14 protein-coding genes are annotated in these 14,966 nt (G+C 61.8%); 8 read left to right on the top strand and 6 right to left on the bottom strand.

Going from position 1 to position 14,966, the window contains the following annotated elements:
- Window positions 1–356: 356 nt before the first annotated feature.
- From ccoG to hemN, 6 genes are all read left to right on the top strand, one after another.
- Window positions 357–1,772 carry a cytochrome c oxidase accessory protein CcoG gene (gene ccoG, locus E4O98_RS07955; protein WP_032879961.1) on the top strand — a complete coding sequence of 472 codons (1,416 nt, stop codon included), beginning with the start codon at window positions 357–359 and terminating at the stop codon, window positions 1,770–1,772.
- A gap of 15 nt (window positions 1,773–1,787) precedes the next feature.
- Window positions 1,788–2,327, top strand: coding sequence for a FixH family protein (locus E4O98_RS07950; protein WP_032879960.1), 540 nt, complete (start codon window positions 1,788–1,790; stop codon window positions 2,325–2,327).
- 8 nt (window positions 2,328–2,335) lie between these two features.
- Window positions 2,336–4,786 carry a heavy metal translocating P-type ATPase gene (locus tag E4O98_RS07945; RefSeq protein ID WP_248134645.1) on the top strand — a complete coding sequence of 817 codons (2,451 nt, stop codon included), beginning with the start codon at window positions 2,336–2,338 and terminating at the stop codon, window positions 4,784–4,786.
- Window positions 4,787–4,808: 22 nt separating this feature from the next.
- On the top strand, window positions 4,809–5,021 hold the full coding sequence (gene ccoS, locus E4O98_RS07940; RefSeq protein WP_032879957.1) for a cbb3-type cytochrome oxidase assembly protein CcoS: 213 nt from the start codon (window positions 4,809–4,811) through the stop codon (window positions 5,019–5,021).
- Window positions 5,014–5,697: a sulfite exporter TauE/SafE family protein gene (locus E4O98_RS07935; protein WP_032879956.1), complete on the top strand. Its 684-nt coding sequence runs from the start codon at window positions 5,014–5,016 to the stop codon at window positions 5,695–5,697. The genes ccoS and E4O98_RS07935 overlap by 8 nt, the downstream gene beginning before the upstream one ends.
- A 103-nt stretch (window positions 5,698–5,800) precedes the next feature.
- Complete coding sequence (gene hemN / locus E4O98_RS07930) at window positions 5,801–7,183, top strand: oxygen-independent coproporphyrinogen III oxidase (RefSeq protein WP_248134643.1); 1,383 nt, start codon at window positions 5,801–5,803, stop codon at window positions 7,181–7,183.
- Window positions 7,184–7,189: 6 nt separating this feature from the next.
- Here the strand turns inward: hemN and E4O98_RS07925 are convergent, their stop codons facing one another.
- Window positions 7,190–7,651 carry a hypothetical protein gene (locus E4O98_RS07925; protein ID WP_032879954.1) on the bottom strand — a complete coding sequence of 154 codons (462 nt, stop codon included), beginning with the start codon at window positions 7,649–7,651 and terminating at the stop codon, window positions 7,190–7,192.
- Window positions 7,652–7,806: 155 nt separating this feature from the next.
- On the opposite strand from E4O98_RS07925, the gene fnr reads away from it, so the two are divergent.
- Window positions 7,807–8,541 carry a fumarate/nitrate reduction transcriptional regulator Fnr gene (gene fnr / locus E4O98_RS07920; protein WP_005790290.1) on the top strand — a complete coding sequence of 245 codons (735 nt, stop codon included), beginning with the start codon at window positions 7,807–7,809 and terminating at the stop codon, window positions 8,539–8,541.
- A gap of 78 nt (window positions 8,542–8,619) precedes the next feature.
- Window positions 8,620–9,168, top strand: a complete 549-nt coding sequence (locus tag E4O98_RS07915) for an adenine phosphoribosyltransferase (RefSeq protein ID WP_005790291.1) — start codon at window positions 8,620–8,622, stop codon at window positions 9,166–9,168.
- A gap of 109 nt (window positions 9,169–9,277) precedes the next feature.
- On the opposite strand, the gene E4O98_RS07910 is transcribed toward E4O98_RS07915, so the two are convergent.
- The 5 genes from E4O98_RS07910 to dnaX form a co-directional block, all read right to left on the bottom strand.
- Window positions 9,278–10,426, bottom strand: coding sequence for an acyl-CoA dehydrogenase family protein (locus tag E4O98_RS07910; protein WP_228308824.1), 1,149 nt, complete (start codon window positions 10,424–10,426; stop codon window positions 9,278–9,280).
- Window positions 10,427–10,624: 198 nt separating this feature from the next.
- Entirely contained in the window at window positions 10,625–11,227 is a 603-nt protein-coding gene (recR, locus tag E4O98_RS07905) for a recombination mediator RecR (RefSeq protein ID WP_005790294.1), read from the bottom strand.
- Window positions 11,228–11,293: 66 nt separating this feature from the next.
- On the bottom strand, window positions 11,294–12,328 hold the full coding sequence (locus E4O98_RS07900) for an NADP-dependent oxidoreductase (protein ID WP_248134641.1): 1,035 nt from the start codon (window positions 12,326–12,328) through the stop codon (window positions 11,294–11,296).
- 139 nt (window positions 12,329–12,467) lie between these two features.
- A complete protein-coding gene (locus tag E4O98_RS07895) occupies window positions 12,468–12,806 on the bottom strand; it encodes a YbaB/EbfC family nucleoid-associated protein (RefSeq protein ID WP_003193199.1) in 339 nt (112 codons plus the stop codon).
- 43 nt (window positions 12,807–12,849) lie between these two features.
- Window positions 12,850–14,910, bottom strand: a complete 2,061-nt coding sequence (gene dnaX / locus E4O98_RS07890) for a DNA polymerase III subunit gamma/tau (protein WP_223018111.1) — start codon at window positions 14,908–14,910, stop codon at window positions 12,850–12,852.
- Between the last annotated feature and the right edge of the window lie 56 nt (window positions 14,911–14,966).

Below are 14,966 nucleotides of genomic sequence, written 5' to 3'. Positions count from 1 at the left end.
GGCTATAAAACAGCCGAGCCAGCCTGACACGGCAATATAAAAATATCGCCAAACTTGAATCTGCGCTTTTCCGTGACTCACCCTGCTCACGCCACATCAGCGACTTCTGGCCCAGCGGCGCGCCACTGATTGACCCGAGGGACGAATGACCGGCACACCCACCAAAACCGTCCATACTTCACAAGTCAATTGATCCAGGTCACGTACACCATCATTTGATTTCTCCCAACGCGACCAAAGGTCGCACCCTTTGCACAACATCGGGGGCGTATCATTAGGCCACTGCAACACCCCCCATTTGACCCTGGCTGGCACGTACTGGCCGAGGCAAATCTCCACCGCCGTGGGATGCAATGATGAGCAACCAGATACCGGTACATGACGTTACCCCGCCTGCCAAAAACGCGAGCAATAGCGTCGACCTCTACGCCTCGCGAGAGAAAATCTATACCCGTGCCTTCACCGGCCTGTTCCGCAATTTGCGCATGCTCGGTGGCGCCGGCCTGTTCCTGCTTTACTTCGGCACCGTGTGGCTGAACTGGGGCGGCCACCAGGCGGTGTGGTGGAACCTGCCGGAGCGTAAGTTCTTCATTTTTGGCGCCACCTTCTGGCCCCAGGATTTCATCCTGCTCTCGGGCATTCTCATTGTTGCGGCCTTTGGCCTGTTCTTTATCACCGTGTACGCCGGACGGGTGTGGTGCGGCTATACCTGCCCGCAAAGCGTGTGGACGTGGATCTTCATGTGGTGCGAAAAGGTCACCGAAGGCGACCGCAACCAGCGCATCAAGCTGGACAAGGCGCCCATGGGCGCCAACAAGTTCCTGCGCAAGTTCAGCAAACACACGCTGTGGCTGTTGATCGGTTTCGCCACCGGCATGACCTTCGTCGGCTACTTTTCGCCGATCCGCGAGCTGGTGTTCGATTTCTTCACCGGCCAGGCCGACGGCTGGTCGTATTTCTGGGTCGGCTTCTTCACCCTCGCCACCTACGGCAACGCCGGCTGGCTGCGCGAGCAGGTGTGTATCTACATGTGCCCTTACGCGCGCTTCCAGAGCGTAATGTTCGACAAAGACACCCTGATCGTTTCCTATGACCCGCGCCGTGGCGAAGTGCGCGGCCCGCGTAAAAAGGGCGTCGACTACAAGGCCCAGGGCCTGGGAGACTGCATCGATTGCACCATGTGCGTGCAGGTGTGCCCGACCGGCATCGATATCCGCGACGGCCTGCAAATCGAGTGCATCGGCTGCGCCGCCTGTATCGATGCCTGCGATAACATCATGGACAAGATGGACTACCCACGCGGCCTGATCAGCTATACCACCGAGCACAATCTGTCCGGTCAGAAGACCCATAAGTTACGCCCACGGCTGATCGGCTATGCGCTGGTGCTGCTGACCATGATCGGCTTGCTGGTCGGCGCATTCTTCATGCGCTCGCTGGTGGGTTTCGATGTCAGCAAGGACCGCGTGCTGTACCGGGAAAACGCCGAAGGGCGCATCGAAAACGTCTACAGCCTGAAGATCATGAACAAGGACCAGCACGACCACACCTACGTGCTCGACGCCGCCGGCCTGCCGGACCTCAAGTTGCAGGGGCGACGCGAAATCAAGGTGGCCGCCGGCGATATCGTCAGTATGCCGGTGGAGTTGTCGAGTGCGCCGGAGCAACTGCCGTCGAGCACCAACGAGGTGACTTTCATCCTCAAAGATGCCGATGACACCAGCGTTCATATTGAAGCCAAGAGCCGATTCATCGGCCCACAAGTTCGTTAAACAGGGAACACAAGAATGCCCGCAACCACTGCTGCAAGCCCTTGGTACAAGCACCTCTGGCCCTGGATCATCATCGCGATCCTGGCCTGCTCGGTGACGCTGACCCTGTCCATGGTGACCATCGCGGTCAACAACCCGGACAACCTGGTCAACGACAATTACTACGAGGCCGGCAAAGGCATCAACCGCTCCCTGGACCGTGAACGCCTGGCCCAGACCCTGCAACTGCGTGCCAAGTTGCACCTGGATGAACTGACCGGCGAAGTCGAGTTGCACCTGACCGGTAACAGCGGCCCTGCAACCCTGGAACTGAACCTGATTTCCCCGACCCAGCCGGAGAAGGATCGCAAGATCGTCCTGGCCCGCAGTGATAGCGAGCAGGGCCGCTACATCGGCCAGGTCACCGACAAGGTCGAAGGCCGGCGTTTCGTGGAACTGCTTGGCGTGGAAGGCAGCAACACCTGGAGGATGTTCGAGGAAGAAGAGGTCAGCCACGACAAAGACTTGCTGTTGGGTGACGAACCATTGCAGGGTGCCGAAGACCTGAAAAAATAGCAGCGCCCATGACCAGCCCAATCCCCTGCTACCACTGCGCCCTGCCCGTCCCATCCGGCAGCCGGTTCACCGCCCGGATCCTCGGCGAACGCCGCGAACTCTGCTGCCCCGGCTGCCAGGCCGTGGCCGAAGCGATTGTGGCCGGTGGGCTGGAAAGCTATTACCAGCACCGCAGCGAAGCCTCGGCCAACCCCGAGGCGCTCCCGGTGCAACTGGTGGATGAGCTGGCGCTGTACGACCGCGCCGATGTGCAAAAACCCTTTGTGCGCCATCAAGGCGACTTGGCCGAAACCACCCTGTTGATGGAAGGCATCAGCTGCGCCGCCTGCGGCTGGTTGATCGAGAAACACCTGCGCAGCCTGCCCGCGGTGGCCGAGGCGCGGCTGAACCTGTCCAACCATCGCTTGCACGTGCGCTGGGCCGATGGGCAACTGCCGTTGAGCCAACTGCTCAGCGAACTGCGCCATATCGGCTACGCCGCCCACCCCTACCAGGCCGACCGCGCCGCCGAACAATTGGCCAGCGAAAATCGCCTGGCCCTGCGTCAACTGGGGGTTGCCGGCTTGCTGTGGTTCCAGGCGATGATGGCAACCATGGCGACCTGGCCGGAATTCAATATCGACCTGAGCCCGGAGTTGCACGTGATCCTGCGCTGGGTTGCGATGTTTCTCACCACACCCATCGTGTTCTATAGCTGCGCGCCGTTCTTCAAAGGGGCGCTGCGTGACATACGCACGCGACACCTGACCATGGACGTATCGGTATCCCTGGCAATTGGCGGTGCGTACCTGGCGGGCATCTGGACCGCGATCACTGGCGTGGGCGAATTGTATTTCGATGCCGTGGGCATGTTTGCGCTGTTCCTGCTGGCCGGGCGTTACCTTGAGCGCCGCGCCCGGGAGCGCACCGCAGCGGCCACCGCTCAATTGGTCAACCTGTTGCCCGCCTCCTGCTTGCGCCTCCAAGGCGATGGCCAGAGCGAACGCATCCTGCTCAGTGAACTGGCATTGGGTGATCGTGTCCTGGTGCATCCCGGCGCGGTGCTGCCGGCGGATGGCGTGATCCTCGACGGCCAATCCAGCATCGATGAATCCCTGCTGACCGGCGAGTACCTGCCACAGCCGCGGCGGGTCGGCGACAGCGTTACGGCTGGCACGCTGAATGTCGAGGGCGCACTGACGGTCGAGGTGCGCGCCCTGGGCCACGACACGCGTCTGTCCGCCATTGTGCGCCTGCTGGAGCGCGCCCAGGCCGAGAAACCACGCCTGGCGCAAATCGCCGACCGTGCCGCGCAGTGGTTCCTGCTGTGCTCGCTGATCGCCGCCGTGCTGATCGGCCTGCTGTGGTGGGAACTGGACCCGTCACGCGCATTCTGGATTGTGTTGGCGATGCTGGTGGCGACTTGCCCGTGTGCACTGTCCCTGGCCACCCCAACCGCCCTGACCGCTGCCACCGGCACCTTGCACACCCTGGGGTTGCTACTGACCCGCGGCCATGTGCTTGAAGGCCTGAACCAGATCGACACGGTGATTTTCGACAAGACCGGCACCCTCACCGAAGGACGCCTGGCGTTGCGCGCCATCCAGCCCCTGGGCGCGCTGGACAGCGACCAGTGCCTGGGCCTCGCCGCCGCCCTGGAGAACCGCTCGGAACACCCGATTGCTCGTGCCTTTGGGCGTGCGCCACTGGCCGCTGATGAAGTGTTGAGCACCCCTGGCCTGGGCCTGGAGGGTCGGGTGGGGGACCGCCTGTTGCGTATTGGCCAACCGTGTTTTGTCTGCGAACTCAGTGGCTGCGCGATTCCCGCCTCACCGGACGAAGCCGGGCAATGGCTGCTGTTGGGTGACAACAGCGGCGCCCTCGCCTGGTTCGTACTCGACGACCGCCTGCGCAGCGACGCCCCTGCGCTGCTCGCAGCGTGCAAGGCACGCGGCTGGCGTACGCTGCTGCTCTCGGGCGACAGCTCACCGATGGTCGCCAGTGTGGCCCTTGAGTTGGGCATCGACGAAGCCCACGGCGGCCTGCGCCCTGATGACAAGTTGCAGGTGCTGCAAAACCTGCACAAGCAAGGCCGCAAGGTGCTGATGCTGGGCGATGGCGTCAATGATGTGCCGGTGCTGGCCGCCGCCGATATCAGCGTGGCCATGGGCTCGGCCACTGACCTGGCGAAAACCAGCGCCGACGCGGTGCTGTTGTCCAACCGCCTGGATGCCTTGGTGCAGGCCTTCAGCCTGGCGCGGCGCACCCGTCGAGTGATCATTGAAAACCTGCTGTGGGCCGGGCTGTACAATGGCCTTATGCTGCCGTTTGCCGCCCTGGGCTGGATCACACCAATCTGGGCAGCCATCGGTATGTCCCTCAGTTCGTTGACCGTGGTCCTTAACGCATTGCGCCTGACTCGCCTGCCGAGCGCGCACGCTAAAGGTACCGCCCCAGTAACCCGCCCGCTGCCGGCCTGAGCCGCGTGGGCATGGAGTGCAGATGCCAGCTCTATACGTGATGATTCCGGCGGCGCTGCTGTTAGTGGGTGTGGCGATCTACATCTTCTTCTGGGCCGTGGACAGCGGCCAGTACGAGGATCTCGACGGCCCCGCCCACAGCGTGTTGTTCGACGACCAGGACCCGAACCACCTGGCCGCCATCGACCAAGCCAACAGCCCCGAACAACCGCCCAAAGATCCACCCCATGCTTGAGCTGGCGCCCCTGCTGGTCTCGGCGCTGATCCTCGGCCTGCTGGGCGGCGGCCATTGCCTGGGCATGTGTGGCGGACTGATGGGCGCCCTGACCCTGGCGATCCCCAAGGAGCAACGCAGCCGCCGCTTTCGCCTGCTGCTGGCGTACAACCTGGGGCGCATCCTCAGCTATGCCACGGCCGGCTTGCTGATTGGCCTTGCCGGCTGGGCGGTGGCCAACAGCCCGGCGGCGATGTTCATGCGCGTACTCGCCGGGTTACTGCTGATTTGCATGGGCCTGTACCTGGCCGGTTGGTGGAGCGGCCTGACCCGCATCGAAAGCCTCGGACGCGGCCTGTGGCGGCATATACAGCCCGTTGCCAACCGTTTGCTGCCGGTGTCGAGCCTGCCGCGCGCCTTGCTGCTGGGCGCGCTGTGGGGCTGGTTGCCGTGCGGCTTGGTCTACAGCACCCTGCTGTGGGCCGCGAGCCAGGGCAATGCGCTGGACAGCGCGTTGCTGATGCTCGCGTTCGGCCTCGGCACCTGGCCGGTGCTGCTGGCCACCGGGCTGGCGGCGGAGCGTGTCACCGCGCTCTTGCGTAAACGCAGCGTGCGCATGGCCGGCGGCCTGTTGGTGATCATCTTCGGTATCTGGACCTTGCCGGGCCCGCATCAGCACTGGCTCATGGGTCATTGAAAGCACCTGTGGCATAGCGCCGCTCCCCGTTGATGCAAATCAACATGCCTTGCCAGCCCTGCCCCTAGACTCGGCCCACTAGCCAATCCGGGGGACCGCCCGCATGCTCGACGCCATTCGTTGGGACACAGATCTGATTCACCGCTACGACTTGGCGGGGCCGCGCTACACGTCCTACCCTACCGCCGTCCAATTGGACAGCCAGGTCGGCACCTTCGACCTGCTCCACGCGCTGCGCGAAAGCCGCAAGGCGGTACGGCCGTTATCGGTGTATGTGCACGTACCGTTCTGCGCAAACATTTGCTACTACTGCGCCTGCAACAAGGTGGTCACCAAGGACCGTGGTCGCGCCCAGGCCTACTTGCAGCGCCTGCAGCAGGAAATCCAGCTGGTGGCCTGCCACCTCGATCCGAAGCAGCCAGTGGAGCAATTGCACTTTGGCGGCGGCACACCGACTTTTCTCAGCCACGATGAACTGCGCCAGGTGATGAATTGCCTGCGCCAGCATTTCAATTTGCTCGATGATGATTCGGGCGACTATGGCATCGAAATCGACCCTCGCGAAGCCGACTGGGCCACCATGGGCCTGCTGCGCGAGCTGGGTTTCAACCGCGTAAGCATCGGCCTGCAAGACCTTGACCCCGAGGTGCAACGAGCGGTCAATCGCCTGCAAAGCCTGGAAGAGACCCGCGCAGTGATCGATGCGGCACGTACCCTGCAATTTCGCTCGATCAATATCGATTTGATCTACGGCTTGCCCAAGCAATCACCGCTGAACTTTGCGCGCACTGTGGAAGAAGTCATCCGCTTGCAGCCGGACCGCTTGTCCGTATTCAACTACGCCCATCTGCCGGAACGTTTCATGCCCCAACGGCGGATCAACACCGACGAGCTGCCCTCGCCGGCCGAAAAACTGCTGATGCTGCAAACCACCATTGAACAACTGACCCAGGCCGGTTACCGCTATATCGGCATGGATCACTTCGCCCTGCCGGACGACGAACTGGCCATCGCCCAGGAGGAAGGCAAGCTGCAGCGCAACTTCCAGGGCTATACCACCCACGGGCATTGCGATCTGATTGGGTTGGGCGTTTCGGCGATCAGCCAGATTGGCGACTTGTATTGCCAGAACAGCAGCGACCTCACCCACTACCAGAACGCCTTGGCGGGCGCACAACTGGCAACCAGCCGTGGTTTAGTCTGCACCACCGACGATCTTCTGCGACGGGAAGTGATCCAGCAGTTGATCTGCAATTTCAGCCTGGGGTTCGAGGCGATCGAACAGGCGTACAACATCGACTTTCGCGGCTACTTCGCCGAGCTATGGCCGCAATTGGAGACGATGGCCACCGATGGCCTGATCGAGTTGGACGCCCGGGGCATTCGTGTGCTGCCGGCCGGGCGCTTGCTGGTGCGTTCAGTGTGCATGGTGTTCGATGCCTATCTGGAGCACCAGAACAGGCAACGATTTTCGCGGGTCATCTAGACGTTCTTACTTCATGGCCAGGCTCGCGGCCTTGACCGCATCACCCGCGCTCATGTCTTTCATCGCCTTGGTCAGGGATGCCTGGGCGCTGGTCAAGCTGGCTTGCAGCGCGCTCAACGCTGACTGCAGCCCGGAGAGCCGGGCACGGGCCTGTTCAGGGCTGAGACTTCTGTCGGCCATTACCGCTGCCATCTCAGCCTGTTTCTCGGCAATCTGCTTTTTGATCTCACGAATCATCTTGAGCAGATTCTTGACGTTGTCCGCCAGGCCGCTTTCGTCGATGTCACTGTTTGAGGTTTTTTCCGCCGCGGCAGCTTTCATCGCGGCGCCGGAAATGGTCACCGAAACGGCAGGCTTGGCTTCATCCGCTGTCGGAATCGCGGCAACATCGGAATCGGCAGCTTTCTTGGTTTCGGGCTGTGCCTGGATCTGAGTACGCGAAGCGAGTTGAGTACTGAGGGCTAACATGTTTTGAGTCGCCGTATTTGTAGTCGATAGCAGTACTATCGGCGGTTTTAGCCAGATCTTTATATACCGACAGGTTTTTTGTACACGCTGGCCTCCATACACCCCAGTGCGTTACCCTTACGTCTTATGTGTGTTTTCCCACAAGGATTTAAGAAATGTCCGAGCCAGTTAAACTGCGCGCTCACAGCCAGGCCCATTGCAAGGATTGCAGCCTGGCTCCCCTCTGCCTGCCACTTTCGTTGAATCTGGAAGACATGGATGCGCTGGACGACATCGTCAAACGCGGCCGCCCATTGAAAAAAGGCGAATTTTTGTTTCGCCAGGGCGACAAGTTTGATTCCGTCTATGCAGTACGTTCGGGCGCATTGAAGACGTTCAGCCTCAGCGACGGCGGCGAAGAACAAATCACCGGCTTCCACCTGCCCAGCGAGTTGGTCGGGCTGTCGGGAATGGACACCGAGATTCACCCGGTGTCGGCCCAGGCCCTGGAGACGACGTCGGTGTGCGAAATTCCTTTCGAGCGCCTGGACGAATTGGCCCTGCAATTGCCACAACTGCGCCGCCAATTGATGCGCGTGATGAGCCGCGAGATTCGTGACGATCAACAAATGATGCTGCTGCTGTCGAAGAAAACCGCCGACGAGCGCATCGCGACGTTCCTGGTCAACCTGTCGGCGCGCTTCCGTGCCCGTGGTTTCTCGGCCAACCAGTTCCGCCTGAGCATGTCGCGTAATGAAATCGGCAATTACCTGGGCCTGGCAGTTGAGACCGTGTCCCGCGTGTTTACCCGCTTCCAGCAGAACCAGTTGATTGCTGCCGAGGGCAAGGAAGTGCATATCCTCGACCCGATCCAGCTTTGCGCATTGGCCGGGGGCTCACTGGAGGTCTGATCCAGACACTGCGGCCGCGCCAATCGGCAAGGCCGCAGGTATACTTCGAGTCCGTTTTCCGCCCAGGACTCTGCGACGATGACCTTCGATTCGTTCGACATCAAATCCCTGATTCGCCCTGTCATCGACTTCCCCAAGCCTGGGGTTATCTTTCGTGACATCACCCCGCTGTTCCAATCACCCCGCGCCCTGCGCCTGGTAGCCGACAGCTTTGCCCAGCGCTATGTCGAAGCCGATTTCACGCATATCGGTGCGATGGATGCCCGCGGTTTCCTGATCGGTTCGATCATCGCCTACCAGCTCAACAAGCCGCTGATCCTGTTTCGCAAGCAAGGCAAGCTGCCGGCGGATGTGCTGGCCGAGGGTTACCAGACCGAGTACGGCGAAGCCTTCCTGGAAGTACACGCCGACAGCCTGTGCGAAGGTGATTCGGTGCTGATATTCGATGACCTGATCGCCACGGGTGGCACCCTGATTGCTGCGGCCAACCTGGTACGGCGCATGGGCGCGCAGATCTTTGAAGCGGCGGCGATTATTGATTTACCGGAACTGGGTGGTTCGCAGCGGTTGGAAGACATGGGGATTCCCACGTTTTGCCTGACGCAGTTTGGGCTGACTGAAAGGTAAGGGTCGTCAGTACTGCAGTCATCGCGGGCAAGCCCGGCTCCCACCTTGGAATGCATTCCCCTGTGGGAGCCGGGCTTGCCCGCGATGAGGCCCGAGAGAACACCCCGGTTCACAACCCCATCTGCTTGCTGATGATTTCGTTCATCACCTCCCGCGTCCCCCCACCAATCGACAGAATGCGATTATCCCGATACAGCCGCTCCACCAGGCTACCCCGCATGTACCCCTGCCCGCCCAACATCTGCACCGCGTCATAGGTCACCCGGTCAGCTGTATCCGTGGCCAGGTTCTTGGCCATGGAAATCTCCTTGATCACGCTCTTGCCAGCGGCCATCTTCGCCGCCTGACGGTAAGTGAACTCGCGGGACACTTCCACGGCAGTGGCCATTTCCGCCAGGCGGTGCTTGAGCACCTGGAACTTGCCGATGGGTTTACCGAACGCTTCGCGCTGGGCGGCCCACTTGAGGCTTTCTTCCAGGGCCAGTTGCGCGGTCATGTTGGCCATCAGCGCCAGCGCCAGGCGCTCGCTCTGGAAGTTGCCCATGATGCAGGCAAACCCCATGTTTTCAGCGCCGATGAGGTTGCCGACGGGCACGTGGCAGTCGTCGAAAAATAACTCGGCCGTGTCCGACGCCCACCAGCCCATCTTCTTCAGCGGCTGGCCAACGGTGAAACCGGGGGTGTCTTTTTCAATCAGCAACAGGCTGATACCGCCGAAGCCCGGCCCGCCGGTGCGCACCGCCACGGTATAGAAATCCGCCCGAATGCCGCTGGTGATAAAGGTCTTGGCACCGCTCACACGGTAGTGCTCACCGTCACGCACGGCGCGGGTGTGCAGGTTGGCGACATCAGAGCCGCCACTCGGTTCGGTAACCGCCAGGGCGATGATTTTCTCGCCGGCCAGCACCAGGGGCGCTATACGCTCCCGCACGTCAGGCCGGGCCCATTTGACGATGGGCGGCAGGCCGATATCCAGGGAGCCGAGCCCGGCCACCACACCACCGGAACCGCAACGCATCAGTTCTTCGCTGGCGGCGACCTTGGCGAACAGATCGCCTTCGTGGCTTCCACCCAATGCCTCGGGGTAGCCGATCCCAAGAATGCCCGCCGCTCCGGCTTTGAGGTAAAGCTCACGAGGAAAGCTCTCAGCCTCCTCCCAGTGCTCGATCCCCGGCAACATCTCGCGCTCGACAAACCGGCGCACGCTATCGCGGACCAATTGGTGGCTGGGGTCGAAGTATTCCTGATAGGCAGACATCGGCAAGCTCCATGGCGAGATGGAACGAACTTACCAAGCGCTTGCTTGGTTATCAAGCTGTACACGATTTTCACCGACACCACAAAACCAATGTGGGAGCCGGGCTTGCCCGCGATGCAAGCGCCTCGGTTTTTCAGTTACACCGTGGTGATGCTATCGCAGGCAAGCCAGCTCCCACATTGGGGGCTGCAATGGGCGTTAGAGGGCGATCGGCTTGCGGCCTGCGAACGAGTGCGCCAAGGTACCGCCATCCACCAACTCCAACTCGCCCCCCAACGGCACGCCATGGGCAATCCGAGAAGTGATCAAGCCCTTGTTGGTCAGCAGTTGGGCGATGTAATGCGCCGTGGCTTCACCTTCCACCGTCGGGTTGGTCGCCAGGATCACTTCGCTAAAGGTGCCCTGCTCTTCAATGCGCGCGACCAGTTGCGGGATACCGATGGCTTCCGGCCCCAAACCGTCGAGCGGCGACAGGTGGCCCTTGAGCACAAAGTAGCGGCCGCGATAACCGGTCTGCTCCACTGCATACACATCCATCGGCCCCTCCACCACGCAGAGCAACGTGTCGTCGCGACGGGGGTCGGCGCATTGCGGGCAAAGTTCTTCTTCGGTGAGGGTGCGGCACTGACGGCAGTGGCCCACGCCTTCCATGGCCTGGCTCAGAGCCTGGGCCAGGCGGGTGCCGCCACTGCGATCACGCTCCAGCAGTTGCAGCGCCATGCGCTGGGCAGTTTTCTGGCCAACACCTGGCAAGGTGCGCAGGGCGTCGATCAGTTGGCGAATCAGGGGGCTGAAGCTCATGGGCGAAGGGTCCGACAAAACAACGAGACGCGGTTTATACCCGCGCCCCGGATTAGCGTCAAATACTCAATCTTGCGCGACGCGCACCACCAACTTGCCGAAGTTGCGTCCCTCCAGCAAGCCGATAAAGGCTTCAGGCGCTTGCTCCAGGCCATCGACCACATCCTCGCGGAACTTGATCTTGCCATCGCGCACCCACGGCGCCATGGCGCTGAGGAATTCCGGCTGGCGGTCGCCATAGTCGTCGAACACGATAAAGCCCTGGATACGCACACGCTTGGTCAGCAAGGTGCGTTGCAGTGCCGGCAGGCGATCAGGGCCGCTGGGGGTTTCATGGGCGTTATAGCCGGCGATCAACCCGCACAGCGGCACGCGCGCCTTGGCATTGAGCAGCGGCAGCACCGCATCGAAGACCTTACCGCCGACGTTTTCGAAATAAATGTCCACGCCTTTGAAACAGGCCAGGGCCAACTCATGGGCGAAGTCTGCGCTCTTGTGGTCGATACAGGCGTCAAAGCCCAGCTCATCCACCACATAGCGGCACTTGTCGGCACCGCCAGCAACCCCCACCACGCGCAAGCCCTTGAGCTTGGCCACCTGCCCCACCACCGAGCCCACCGCGCCGGACGCAGCCGCCACCACCAGGGTTTCCCCGGCTTTCGGCTGGCCGATATCCATCAGGCCCATGTAAGCGGTCATGCCTGGCATACCCAACACGCCCAGAGCCATCGACGGGCTCGCAAGCCCCTTGGGCAATGGCATCAGGTTCTTGCCGTCGCAGATACTGTGGCTCTGCCAGCCGGTGGCACCGACCACCAGATCACCTACCTCGAATTTCGGGTTGCGTGATTGCTCGACACGGCTGACAGCACCGCCGGTCATCACTTCGCCGATTTCCACGGGTGCGGCGTAGGACGGCGCGTCACTCATGCGTCCACGCATGTAGGGGTCCAAAGACAGGTACAGCGTCTTGAGCAGCACCTGACCGTCTGCCAGATCCGGCAGGCTTATACGTTCCAGGCGGAAGTTTTCCGGCGTGGGTGCGCCTTGAGGGCGTGAGACCAGAACGATGCGTTGGTTGAGCGTCATTTCTTGAGGCATCAGCGGGGCTCCTTTTATCGATGAGAATTCAGCGGTATAGGGTGCAGACCATAGGCAACGGGCCGGGGTTCGATGTTTCGTGCGCGCAAAAAAAATGCCAGGCGCAATGCCCGGCATTTGAGTCTAGCCAACGTTTGTATCAGAACGGCAGTTTCATGCCCGGTGGCAGCTGCATGCCAGCCGTCACGCCGGACATTTTGTCCTGGCTATTGGCTTCGATCTTGCGCACAGCATCGTTGACGGCTGCGGCGAACAACGCTTCGAGCATTTCCAGGTCATCTTCGCCCACGCCAGGCAACACGCTAGGGTCGATGCTGACACGCTTGATGTCGTGACGACCGGTCATCACCACGCTGACCATATCGCCACCGGCTTTACCGGTGACTTCGGCGTTGGCCAGTTCTTCCTGCATCTTGGCCATTTTTTCCTGCATCTGCTGTGCCTGCTTCATCAGGCCGGCCATGCCACCTTTCATCATGGGAATCACCTCAAAAGTACGTGGATCAATAAATAGCCCGGTGTCATGACGCTTGGGGCACCGGGGCTTCGACAGGTTCAATAGTATCGTGGCGGACGACCGCACCGAACTGTTGCATCATTTGTTGGATAAGCGGATCAGCGTGGATCGAATCCTCAGCCTCGCGCTGGCGGTTCAGACGCCGACGGGTCGCGGCCTGGGCCGGGGTTTCCTGCTCGGGCTTGATCAGTTCGATGGCGATGGTCAGCGTGCGCCCATGGTATTGGTTGAGCGCATCGTTGAGCCGACGCTGCTGGGTCGCATTGAACAAGGCGCTGTGGGCCGGATCCAGGTGCAGCAGCCAATGGTCGCCCTCGATGGAGATCAGTGTGCAGTTGGCGGCGATACTCCCGGTCATGCCGGAGATCGGCAATTTCGGAAACAATTCCAGCCATTGCAGGGCCAGGCCGGTGGCCGGGGCCGCAGCCGGTTCTGCCTCGGGCTCGGGCGCTGGCTCGGCGGTGTGCTCGCTGGCCAATTCGTCCAGGTAGCTGTAGGCCGAATCCATGTCCGGCTCGATGTAGTCTTCGTCCAGCGGCGGTTCGTCGTCCAGGTCGATGCCGGGGGTCGCGGCCTCGACCTGGGCTACCGTCGGCTCGGGAACCGGCGCCGATACCCACTCAGGGGCATCCGGCACCACGCTGTCCGGGGTCGGCGCAGGCATCGGCGTCAGCTCCGGCTGCTCGCCGGCAGTTTCCAGTACGGGTTCTACGGCGGGCTGTTGCTCAGCCTCGGGCTCAGCCTCTGCTTCGACCGGATCGTTCCAGGGCAGGTCGACCACGGGGGCGGGCTCGATAACCGGCTCGGGCTCAACCACAGGTGCCACTGCAGCCGGCGCAGGTTCGGGCTCAGGTGCCGGCGCCACCGGCGCAGACACTACTGGCGCGACAACGGCCGCGCCAGCCACTGGTTTGGCGGAATCAACTGTGGCCTGGCTGATCCCCACTGGCTTTAGCGGCTGTCTCGGCGCGTCTGCCGAATCCGCCGGCCGGAACGCCAGCATCCGCAGCAGCACCATTTCAAAGCCACCTCGCGGGTCCGGCGCCAGGGGCAGGTCGCGGCGGCCGATCAGGCCCATCTGGTAGTAAAACTGCACATCCTCGGCCGGTAATGCCTGGGCCAGGGCCAACACGCGGTCGCGATCGCCATGGCCGTTATCCACGCCTTCCGGCAGGGCCTGGGCGATAGCGACGCGGTGCAGCACATTGAGGATTTCCGAGAGTACGCCATTCCAGTCCGGGCCTTGCTCCGACAGGTGGCGCACGGCCTCAAGCAATGCCTTGGCGTCGCCCTCGATCAGCGCGTGCAGCACGTCGAAGACCTGGCCGTGGTCCAGGGTACCGAGCATGGCGCGCACATCGGCAGCCATCACCTTGCCTTCGCCAAAAGCGATGGCCTGGTCGGTGAGGCTCATGGCGTCGCGCATCGAACCGTCGGCAGCGCGGCCCAGCAACCACAGGGCGTCGTCTTCGAACGGTACGTTCTCGACACCCAGCACATGGGTCAAATGCTCGACCACGCGCTCGGGCGTCATGTTCTTCAGCGAGAACTGCAGGCACCGCGACAAAATGGTTGCAGGAAGTTTCTGCGGGTCGGTGGTGGCCAGGATGAACTTAACGTAGGGCGGCGGCTCTTCCAGGGTTTTCAACAGCGCATTGAAGGAGTGGCTGGACAGCATGTGCACTTCGTCGATCAGGTAGACCTTGAAGCGCCCACGGCTCGGCGCGTACTGCACGTTGTCGAGCAGCTCGCGGGTATCTTCGACCTTGGTGCGGCTTGCGGCGTCGATCTCGATCAGGTCGACGAAACGCCCTTCGTCGATCTCGCGGCAGACCGAACAGGTGCCGCAAGGCGTTGACGTGATACCGGTCTCACAGTTCAGGCACTTGGCGATGATGCGCGCAATGGTGGTCTTGCCCACCCCGCGAGTACCGGTGAACAGATAGGCGTGGTGCAGCCGCTGGCTGTCCAAGGCATTGATCAGAGCCTTGAGCACATGGGTCTGGCCGACCATTTCGCGGAACGAGCGCGGGCGCCATTTACGTGCAAGAACCTGATAACTCATCGAAAACCGTCGCAACTGGGAAGCGGAAGCCGGTAATGCTAGCGGAGCAGGGGGGA

The sequence above is a fragment of the Pseudomonas sp. W2Jun17 genome (genome assembly GCF_023127795.1).
Classification (GTDB): domain Bacteria; phylum Pseudomonadota; class Gammaproteobacteria; order Pseudomonadales; family Pseudomonadaceae; genus Aquipseudomonas; species Aquipseudomonas synxantha_A.
The sequence above is the reverse complement of the archived record's forward strand: the minus strand, read 5'-3'. Positions and strand labels throughout refer to the sequence as shown.